At 71.3% G+C, this 9749-nt stretch carries 8 protein-coding genes and 1 pseudogene; 2 read left to right on the forward strand and 7 right to left on the reverse strand.

Features of this window, described 5'->3' with window-relative positions; all coding sequences use genetic code 11:
* Both ABT367_RS38825 and ABT367_RS38830 read right to left on the reverse strand, forming a co-directional pair.
* Positions 1–171: pseudogene (locus ABT367_RS38825) on the reverse strand (SAM-dependent methyltransferase); the annotation flags it as partial.
* Between the two features lie 118 nt (positions 172–289).
* The gene (locus ABT367_RS38830) at positions 290–790 is read right to left on the reverse strand and encodes an EamA/RhaT family transporter (RefSeq protein WP_352258357.1); all 501 of its coding nucleotides are present in this window, start codon (positions 788–790) and stop codon (positions 290–292) included.
* A 118-nt stretch (positions 791–908) separates the two neighbouring features.
* Between ABT367_RS38830 and ABT367_RS38835 the strand changes: the two genes are divergently transcribed.
* The gene (locus ABT367_RS38835) at positions 909–3257 is read left to right on the forward strand and encodes a serine/threonine-protein kinase (protein WP_352258359.1); all 2349 of its coding nucleotides are present in this window, start codon (positions 909–911) and stop codon (positions 3255–3257) included.
* A 116-nt stretch (positions 3258–3373) separates the two neighbouring features.
* Here the strand turns inward: ABT367_RS38835 and ilvD are convergent, their stop codons facing one another.
* The 4 genes from ilvD to ABT367_RS38855 all read right to left on the reverse strand — a co-directional run bounded on the left by ilvD (position 3374) and on the right by ABT367_RS38855 (position 7849).
* Positions 3374–5227 carry a dihydroxy-acid dehydratase gene (gene ilvD, locus ABT367_RS38840; RefSeq protein ID WP_352258361.1) on the reverse strand — a complete coding sequence of 618 codons (1854 nt, stop codon included), beginning with the start codon at positions 5225–5227 and terminating at the stop codon, positions 3374–3376.
* Between the two features lie 94 nt (positions 5228–5321).
* Positions 5322–5951 (reverse strand): TetR family transcriptional regulator, encoded by a 630-nt coding sequence (locus tag ABT367_RS38845; protein WP_352258363.1) that lies wholly within the window; start codon positions 5949–5951, stop codon positions 5322–5324.
* Positions 5948–6775, reverse strand: coding sequence for a sugar phosphate isomerase/epimerase family protein (locus ABT367_RS38850; RefSeq protein ID WP_352258365.1), 828 nt, complete (start codon positions 6773–6775; stop codon positions 5948–5950). Before ABT367_RS38850 ends, ABT367_RS38845 begins: the two co-directional genes overlap by 4 nt.
* A gap of 129 nt (positions 6776–6904) precedes the next feature.
* Positions 6905–7849 (reverse strand): Ppx/GppA phosphatase family protein, encoded by a 945-nt coding sequence (locus ABT367_RS38855; protein WP_352258367.1) that lies wholly within the window; start codon positions 7847–7849, stop codon positions 6905–6907.
* Positions 7850–7920: 71 nt separating this feature from the next.
* Here ABT367_RS38855 and ABT367_RS38860 point away from each other — a divergent pair, with 71 nt between their 5' ends.
* Positions 7921–8832, forward strand: a complete 912-nt coding sequence (locus ABT367_RS38860; protein WP_352258369.1) for a hypothetical protein — start codon at positions 7921–7923, stop codon at positions 8830–8832.
* Between the two features lie 122 nt (positions 8833–8954).
* On the opposite strand, the gene ABT367_RS38865 is transcribed toward ABT367_RS38860, so the two are convergent.
* A partial coding sequence (locus ABT367_RS38865; RefSeq protein WP_434975637.1) for a BACON domain-containing protein occupies positions 8955–9749 on the reverse strand: 795 nt, incomplete at its 5' end.

Consider the following 9749-nt stretch of genomic DNA (forward strand, 5'->3'; position numbering starts at 1 on the left):
CAGGAGGCGGCTGGCGATGCCCGTGCCGGCGCCGACGTCGAGGACGCGGCGGCCGTCGAGGGGCGTGCCGGTCAGCTCCTCGAGCGTCTCGAAGAGCTCCGGCGGATAGTCCGGGCGGGCGGTGGCGTATTGAGCGGCGACGGCGTCGAAGGAGAGCGCGAAGTCGGTCATGACTCCATCGTGACCGCCGGGAGCGACGAATAGGAGCTCCCGGAAACCCCGGGATACGCCCACTCCCAAGCCCATCACCCACCGAGACGCGGCGGTTCGACCGGCCGCGCCGGTGCGGTCAGCCGCGGCGCTTCTTCTTCGGGTTGCCCGCGCGGCGGGAGGAGCGGCGTTCGTACTGGGTGCGGGCCATTTCGTATTCCGTGCGGCGGAGCTTTTCGCCGGGGGCCTCGTAGAGGTTGCGGAAGAAGTACGCGAGCAGGACGCCGATGAAGCCGATGGCCATCAGGCCCTTCGCGGACTGTGCCGTATCGGGTTCGGTGCGCTTGCCGTACGACTCCCAGGCGCGGCGGAACGCGATCGCGCTGCAGGCCGAGAAGGCGACGATGACCAGGACGTTGACGAAGTTGCCGACCTTGGCGATCTCCAGGCCCTCGAACGCGAAGCGGAGGACGAAGGCGCCGGCGGCGGCGAGGGCGAGGGAGCCGATGCCGGCTCCGATGCGGCGCCAGAGGTAGCCGCCGTCGTGGTTCAGCCAGGTGGTGCCGAAGAGGGGGAGCTCCTCGGGCTGCGGGCCCGCCGGGGTGGTGGATGTCTCGTTCGTGCCGTTTTCGTCGCTCACGAGGTTGATTATCCCGGACCTCGGGGCCCGGGCGGACTGTGTGGGGCGCGGGCCGTCGAGGGTGCGGGTGCCCGCGGCTATGTTGTAGGCGTCAACTCGTGTACGGGGAGGGCCTGTTGTGCCACTGCGGGAGGATGATCCGCATGCTATCGGGGCATATCGGCTGAGCGATCGGCTCGGATCGGGCGGGATGGGGACGGTGTTCCTGGGGCATGCGCCCTCGGGCCGTGATGTCGCGATCAAGGTCATCCACGAGCAGTACGCGGGCGATCCGGTCTTCCGTACGCGCTTCCGGCAGGAGGTGGCCGCGGCCCGCAGGGTCAGCGGTGCCTTCACGGCGGCCGTCGTGGACGCCGACTCCGAGGCGCGCAGGCCCTGGATGGCCACGCAGTACGTACCCGGACCGACGCTCGCCGACCGGCTGCGCGACCAGGGTCCGGTGCGGGGCGGTGAGCTGCGGCGGCTCGCGCTGGGGCTCGCGGAGGCGCTGGGCGACATCCACCGGGCCGGTGTCGTGCACCGTGATCTCAAGCCGGCGAATGTGCTGATGGCCGCGGACGGGCCGCGGGTGATCGACTTCGGGATCTCCCGCGCGGCCGAGAACCAGGCGCTCACCGCGACCGGGCATGTGATGGGGACACCGCCGTTCATGTCGCCGGAGCAGCTGAGCGATCCGCGGTCGACCGGGACGGCTTCCGATGTGTTCTCGCTGGGGGCGCTGCTCGTCTACGCGGTGCGGGGCAAGGGTCCTTTCGACGCGGACAGCCCGTATCTGACCGCGTACCGCGTGGTGAACGAGGTGCCCGAGCTGGACGGTGTGCCGCAGCCGCTGCGGGAGGTCGTGGCCGGGTGCCTGGCGAAGGAGCCGGGCGAGCGGCCGGCGCTCGACGTCGTGGCGCACGAACTGCGGCGGCTGCCGGAGCGGACGGCGGAGACCGTGGTCTGGCCGGCGGCCGGTGACCAGCAGACGCTGACCATACGGAGCGCTGCTGCGAGCGGGCCGGGAAGCGGCGCAGGGCGGGCGGAGAGCGAGAGCGGCGCCCGGCGGCCGGAAACGGAGTCGCTGCCGCCGGTGGGGACGCTGGGTCCGGTGGAGTCCGCGGAGTCCGCGGCTTCGGACCGGTCCGAGCGTTCCACCACGGCCGCGAAGCCGCGCCGGCGCGCCCGCATCCTGCTCGCGGCCGGCGCCCTGGTGGTCGTGGCGGCCGTCGGTGCCGCGGTGGCCGTGTTCGGGCCGGACTCCGGGGGCGGCCGGACCGGGGGCAAGGGATCGGCCTCGGCGCCCGCTCCCCCGCGTACCGCACTGCCCGCGGGCTGGAAGCCGTGGCAGACCTCGTTGGTCGGCGCGGCGGAGCGGGGCGGCAAACCGCCCGAGCGCTGGCGGCACTTCGCCGACGTACAGGAATGTGTCGTCGAGGGTGCGGCCGCGTACTGCGGGGGCGGAAGCATTCTGACCGTACGGATCGACCTCGCGACCGGTGCCGTGCTGTGGCGGGCGCCCGCCCCGGTCGCGCTCGAGGAGTCCGAGACCGGGATACACGACTCGTCGCCGCTCGGGGTCGGCGGCGGGAAGGTCATCGTCCTCGAGGCCCAGCCCGGGGAACGCGCGCAGGTCACCGCGCTCGACGCGGACACCGGCAAGCGGGTGTGGAGCCGGCCGGCCAGCACCGGGGTCTCCTCGGCCGCCGTGGTCGACGGACTCGTCGCGACGCTGGATCCGGACGACACGTCGATCACCGCGCGAGAGCTGTCGAGCGGCCGGACGGTGTGGACGACTCCGGTCATGCCCGAACAGATGTGCATGCCGGTGGAGCTGGGCGGTGCGATCTACGCGAGGTGCGATGTCGAGACCGAGGACGGGGAGACCTACCGGCTCGCCCTCAAGCGTCTCGACCCCGCGGACGGCAACGCGCATGAGCTCCCGGTGGTCTCCGACGCCGACGGCACCGTCTCCGTGCTCGACGACGGGCGCCTGGTGTTCCCGGTGGCGGGTGGTGAACAGCCCGATTCCGAGGGCGGGTTCGACTGGGTCACGCGGTACACCTCGCTCACCTTGATGGACCCGACGGGCAAGCGGAAGCGCACCACGGTGCGCCTGGCGAAGCCGGTCGAGGGCACGGGCGTCGACATCCTCGGCTCGGCGATGTACGTACGGCGCACGGACGGCACGGTGACTGCCGTGGACGTGCGCAGTGGCCGGCAGCTGTGGAGTACACCGACCTCGCTGGAGCGTCCGGGCACGCCCCTGGTCCTGGACGGTGTGCTCTACCTGGCGTCCAGCAGCGGCCGGGTGCTCGCGCTCGATGTCCGTACGGGAGAGGAGCTCTGGCAGACCCCGCCGCGCAACGCACCCGTGGACGCCGCGTCCTGGGGCGGACCCGAGGTGCTGCGGGCCGAGGGTGCGCTGGTGGTCAGCTCGTCGGGCGGGACGGTGTTCTCGTTCGACCCGGCCAAGCCGCCCAAGTGACCGCCGGGCCAACGAAGTGACGGCTGAACCGCCCGAGTGACCGCCGAGCCGCCCAGGTGACCACGCGGAAGGGCCGGCCCCATCGGGACCGGCCCTTCACACAGGTACTGAGGCGATCAGCCCAGCTTGCTCACGTCGCGCACCGCGCCCTTGTCCGCGCTGGTGGCCATCGCCGCGTATGCCTTCAGGGCCTGGGAGACCTTGCGTTCGCGGTTCTTCGGGGCGTACGTGCCGTTCAGGGCCTTCTCGCGTGCGGCCAAGTCCTCGTCGGAGACCAGGAGTTCGATGGTGCGGTTCGGGATGTCGATACGGATGCGGTCGCCGTCCTCGACCAGCGCGATCGTGCCGCCGGAGGCCGCCTCGGGCGAGGCGTGGCCGATCGAGAGGCCCGAAGTGCCGCCGGAGAAGCGGCCGTCGGTGATCAGGGCGCAGGCCTTGCCGAGGCCGCGGCCCTTCAGGTACGAGGTCGGGTAGAGCATTTCCTGCATGCCGGGGCCGCCCTTGGGGCCCTCGTAGCGGATGACGACCACGTCGCCCTCCGTGACCTGCTTCAGGAGGATCTTCTCGACGGCTTCTTCCTGGGATTCGCAGACGACGGCCGGGCCTTCGAAGGTCCAGATCGACTCGTCCACGCCCGCCGTCTTCACGACGCAGCCGTCGACCGCCAGGTTGCCCTTGAGGACCGCGAGGCCGCCGTCCTTGGAGTAGGCGTGCTCGGCGGAGCGGATGCAGCCTTCGGCGGCGTCCTCGTCGAGGGCCTCCCAGCGCTCGGACTGCGAGAAGGCCTCGGCGGAGCGGACGCAGCCGGGGGCCGCGTGCCACAGCTCGATCGCCTCGGGGCTGGGCGAACCGGCGCGCACGTCCCAGGTCTTGAGCCAGTCGGCGAGCGACGGGCTGTGCACGGAGTGCACGTCCTCGTTGAGCAGGCCCGCGCGGTGCAGTTCGCCGAGGAGAGCCGGGATGCCGCCGGCGCGGTGCACGTCCTCCATGTAGTACGTGCGGTTCTTGCCGACGTTCGGGGCGACCTTGGCCAGGCAGGGGACGCGGCGCGAGACGGCGTCGATCTCGTTCAGGCCGAACGGGACCTCCGCCTCCTGGGCCGCGGCGAGCAGGTGCAGGATCGTGTTGGTCGAGCCGCCCATCGCGATGTCGAGGGCCATGGCGTTCTCGAAGGCCGCGAAGGTCGCGATGTTACGAGGCAGGACCGACTCGTCGTCCTGCTCGTAGTAGCGGCGGGTCAGCTCCACGACGGTGCGCGCGGCGTCCTCGTACAGGCCCTTGCGGGCGGTGTGCGTGGCGAGGAGCGAACCGTTGCCCGGCAGCGAGAGGCCGATCGCCTCGGTGAGGCAGTTCATGGAGTTGGCGGTGAACATGCCGGAACAGCTGCCGCAGGTCGGGCAGGCGTTCTCCTCGATGCGGAGGATGTCCTCGTCGGAGACCTTCTCGTTCACGGCCTCCGACATCGCGTCGACCAGGTCGAGCGTGCGGACGGTGCCGTCGACGAGGGTGGCACGTCCTGCCTCCATCGGGCCGCCGGAGACGAAGACGGTCGGGATGTTCAGGCGCAGGGCGGCATTCAGCATGCCCGGGGTGATCTTGTCGCAGTTGGAGATGCAGATCAGGGCGTCGGCGCAGTGCGCCTCGACCATGTACTCCACGCTGTCCGCGATCAGATCGCGGGACGGCAGGCTGTAGAGCATGCCGCCGTGGCCCATCGCGATGCCGTCGTCGACGGCGATGGTGTTGAACTCGCGCGGGATGCCGCCGGCCGCCGTGATCGCCTCGCTGACGATCCGGCCGACGGGGGCGAGGTGGGTGTGGCCCGGGACGAACTCGGTGAAGGAGTTGGCCACCGCGATGACGGGCTTGCGGCCGATGTCCCCGCTCGGTACGCCCGACGCCCGCATAAGGGCGCGGGCGCCCGCCATGTTGCGGCCGTGGGTGACAGTGCGGGACCTCAGCTGGGGCATCGTCGCTCGCTCCTTCAAGACAGTGCTGGTTCTGTCGAGCGTACGCCGGGGCTCCAAGATCTGGACAGCATGTCCGGAATACGGGACGGAGGGCTCACTCCTCGGTCAGGTACCGCTGCAAGGTCGGCGCCACGAGCGCGATGATCTCCTCCGGGTCCGCCGAAGCGAGCGGCTCGACCTTCACCACGTAACGGATCATCGCGATGCCGACCATGTGGGAGGCGGCGAGCTCGGCGCGGAACTTCGGGTTGGGGACCTTGAGGTCCGCCCCCACCCGCTCGATCAGACGGCGCATGACGAAGGCGCGCAGGACCTTGGCCGCGGCCTCGTGGGTGACCGCGGAGCGGACGATCGCGAGCAGCGGGGTGCGGGTGGCCGGGTTCTCCCAGACGGAGAAGAAGAAGCGGGCGAACCGCTCGCCCGCGCCGTCGACACTCTCGCCGACCGTGTCGACGACGACCTGGGCCGGCTCGAAGGTGAGCTCGATGGCGGCCTCGAAGACCTCGTCCTTCGTACCGAAGTAGTGGTGCACGAGCGCCGAGTCCACCCCCGCGGCCTTGGCGATCGAGCGGATGGAGGCCTTGTCGTAGCCGCGCTCGGAGAACTGCTCGCGGGCGGCCGCGAGGATCCGGTCCCTGGCGCCGGGACCCGACTCCGCTTCCGTACGGGAGGGGCGGCCGCGACCTCGGCGGGGCGCCGCACCCTGGGGTTCCGCGGCCGTCACTGCTTCGAGGTCGCGTTCAGGGCCGAGGCGAGATGCAGCCGGGTGAAGGCCAGCGCTTCGGCGAGATCGGCCTCACGTTCGGCGCTGGACATCGCGCGCCGTGTGTTGACCTCGATGACGACATGGCCGTCGAAGCCGCTGAGCGCGAGGCGCTCCAGGAGCTCGGCGCAGGGCTGGGTGCCGCGGCCCGGGACGAGGTGCTCGTCCTTCGCCGAGCCGTTGCCGTCCGCGAGGTGGATATGCGCGAGACGCTCGCCCATGCGGTCGATCATCTCCATCGCGCCGGTGCGTGCGGTCGCGGTATGGCTGAGGTCGACCGTGAAGTGCCGGTAGTCGTCCTTGGTGACGTCCCATTCGGGCGCGTACGCGAGCATCTCGCGGTCGCGGTAGCGCCACGGGTACATGTTCTCCACGGCGAACCGGACATCGGTCTCGTCGGCCATCCGCCACAGACCGGTCACGAAGTCGCGGGCGTACTGCCGCTGCCAGCGGAACGGCGGATGCACCACGACCGTCGAGGCGCCCAGCTTCTCGGCGGCGGCCTGCGCGCGCTGCAGCTTCACCCACGGGTCGGTGGACCAGACGCGCTGGGTGATCAGGAGGCAGGGCGCGTGCACCGCCAGGATCGGCATCCGGTGGTAGTCGCTGAGGCGGCGGAGGGCCTCGATGTCCTGGCTGACCGGATCGGTCCACACCATGACCTCGACGCCGTCGTAGCCCAGGCGCGCGGCGATCTCGAAGGCCGTCGCCGTCGACTCCGGGTAGACCGAGGCCGTCGACAGGGCGACCTTCGCATCCGGGATCCGCACCACTGGTTCTGCCACGAAGGACAGGGTACGGGCTCCCCTTTTGCGGCTAAACCGCCGCCGCTTTCGCGGACCTCGTTCAGCGCCGTCGTGGTTCCTCAATGGGTGGTTCTGTCGTGTTTGGTGCGACACCGAAAAGCGACAGATTCAAGCCATAGTGGCGCCTTCGGTCATCTGATCGAGGCGGCGCAGAATGACGCCTTCGCGCAGCGCCCAGGGGCAGATCTCAAGGGTCTCGACGCCGAACAGATCCATCGCGCCCTCGGCCACCAGGGCCCCGGCCAGCAGCTGTCCGGCCCGGCCCTCGGAGACGCCGGGCAGCTCGGCCCGCTGCTCCTCGGTCCGTGCGGCGAGCTGCGGCACCCAGTCCTCGAGGGACTTCCGCTTCAGCTCGCGCTGGACGTACAGGCCCTCGGCGGAGCGCGCCGCGCCCGCCAGACGCGCCAGCTGCTTGAAGGTCTTGGAGGTGGCGACGACATGGTCCGGGTTGCCGAAGCGGCTGAACTCCCCGACCGTACGAGCGATTTGAGCGCGCACATGACGGCGCAGCGCCTTGACGTCCTGCGGGTCGGGCGGGTCACCCGGCAGCCAGCCCGCGGTGAGGCGTCCCGCGCCGAGCGGGAGGCTGACGGCGGCGTCGGGGTCCTCGTCGATGCCGTACGCGATCTCGAGCGAGCCCCCGCCGATGTCGAGCACGAGGAGCTTGCCGGCGGACCAGCCGAACCAGCGGCGCACGGCGAGGAAGGTGAGCCGGGCCTCGTCCTCGCCGGACAGGACCTGCAGGTCGACGCCGGTCTCGTCCTTGACGCGGGCGAGGACCTCGTCGGCGTTGCCCGCCTCGCGCACCGCGGAGGTCGCGAACGGCAGCACGTCCTCGCAGCCCTTGTCCTCGGCGGCCTCCAGGGCGTCCTTGACGGTGGCGATCAGCCGGTCGACCCCCTCGGGGCTGATCGCCCCGGTCCGGTCGAGGAGTTGGGCAAGCCGCAGCTCTGCCTTGTGGGAATGGGCGGGCAGCGGGCGCGCGCCGGGGTGGGCATCCACCACCAGCAGATGCACCGTGTTCGAACCCACATCGAGGACACCGAGTCTCATACGTAAAACGCTACTGCGCGTTCGGGGATCGACGGTCCACGCGACGGGCTCGGCACGCATACCCTGGGTGCGTGCCCAAGACGAAGAACGCGAAGCCGGAGAAGTCGGGTAAGGCGGGTAAGCCCGACAAGACCGGCAAGGTTGGCAAGGCCCGCAAGTCAGGTGATTCGGTGAAGGCTTCACAGAAGGACTCCAAGGCGAACAAGCCCGGGAAGGCCCCGAAGGGGGCGGTTCCCGACGAGCAGGGGCTCGATTTCCCGCGCGCCTGGGTGGAGTTCGCCGATCCCGCCGATGACGAGCAGGTCTTCCGCTGCGATCTGACCTGGCTCACCTCGCGCTGGCACTGCATCTTCGGCAGCGGGTGCCAGGGGATCCAGGCCGGGCGCGCGGACGACGGTTGCTGCACGCTCGGGGCGCACTTCTCGGACGAGGAGGACGAGCAGCGGGTCGCGGGGTTCGTGGCCAAGCTCACGCCGGATATCTGGCAGCACCATCCCGTCGGTACGGACTCGGGGTGGACCCAGGAGGACGAGGACGGGGAGCGGCAGACCCGGCGCTGGGAGGGGTCCTGCATCTTCCAGAACCGGCCGGGGTTCGCGGGCGGCGCGGGCTGCTCGCTGCACATCCTGGCGCTGCGCGAAGGGCGCGAGCCGCTGGAGACCAAGCCGGACGTGTGCTGGCAGTTGCCGGTGCGGCGGACGTACGAGTGGATCGAGCGGCCCGACGACACCAAGATCCTTCAGGTGTCCATCGGCGAGTACGACCGGCGGGGCTGGGGGCCCGGCGGCCACGATCTGCACTGGTGGTGCACCTCTGCGACGTCGGCTCACGGGGCGGGCAAGCCGGTCTATCTGTCGTACGAGCCGGAGTTGCGGGAGCTGATGGGGCCGACCGCGTACGAGGTCCTGGTCGGGATGTGCGAGCAGCGGCTGGCTTCCCAGCTGCCGTTGGTGGCGCCGCATCCGGCTGATCCCGGGGTCTGAGGTCAGGGGCTGAGAGCCCGGGCCGGGTCCGGGCCGGAGAGCCCGTGCCTGCGAGCCCGGGCCCGAGGAACAGAGGCCGAGAGCCCGGTTCCGAGGGCCCAGGGCGCCCGGCCGGCGTCCGGTCAGCCCGTGGGACTGGGGCCCGAGGTGTCGCTGGGCGGCGGGTCCGACGGGGTCGGGTCCGTGGTCGGAGGCGGGTCCGAGGGACCTGGGTCCGATGGCCCGGGGTCGGACGGGCCCGGATCGGAGGGACCCGGGTCGGACGGGCCCGGATCCGAAGGTCCGGGATCGGAGGGACCCGGATCGGACGGACCGGGGTCCGAAGGTCCGGGATCCGAGGGACCCGGATCGGACGGGCCCGGATCCGAAGGTCCGGGGTCGGACGGGCCGGGACCGGGCGAGCCCGCGCCGTAGCCGTCGATGACCACCACCGCGTTGCCCGGGTCGACCGCGATCCGGGCGGTCCAGTGGCCCGTGGGCTGGCGCGAGTGGTCGACCCAGACCTGGATGGTGAGGGATTCGCCGGGGTTCAGGGTCCCCGAGGTGTGGCTGAAGTAGAGCCAGGACGCGTCGCTGTACGCGGACCAGTGCACCGGCCTGCCGCCGGAAGCCGTCAACGTGATGAGCGTGGTGTCACCGTGCGGCTGTGCGTCCACGGTGAGCCTGCCCGGGCCTATCCCGGGCGCCGTGGGCGCGGCCCCGGGGCTGATGACCTCGACGGAGACATCGGGCGAGTGGCTGCCGGCGGTGAAGCGGGGGTCCGGTTCGGCATGGGCGTTGCCCGCGTTCTCGTACGTGTCCTCGGCGTTCTCCCCGTCGAGCCCGCCGGGACCGCCCGCCTCGCTCGCCGATACGGAGCGCCCGTCCCCCTCACCCGTGAGCGGCGCCCCCCGGTACGCCGCCCACAGCGCGAGCAC

Origin of the sequence: Streptomyces mesophilus, from assembly GCF_040300965.1 — a bacterium.
GTDB lineage: Bacteria > Actinomycetota > Actinomycetes > Streptomycetales > Streptomycetaceae > Streptomyces > Streptomyces mesophilus_A.

Coding starts and splice junctions, on each gene's coding strand:
- ilvD (WP_352258361.1), bottom strand. CDS start 5,227: ATGCCCCAGCTGAGGTCCCGCACTGTCACCCACGGCCGCAACATGGCG.
- ABT367_RS38855 (WP_352258367.1), bottom strand. CDS start 7,849: ATGAGACTCGGTGTCCTCGATGTGGGTTCGAACACGGTGCATCTGCTG.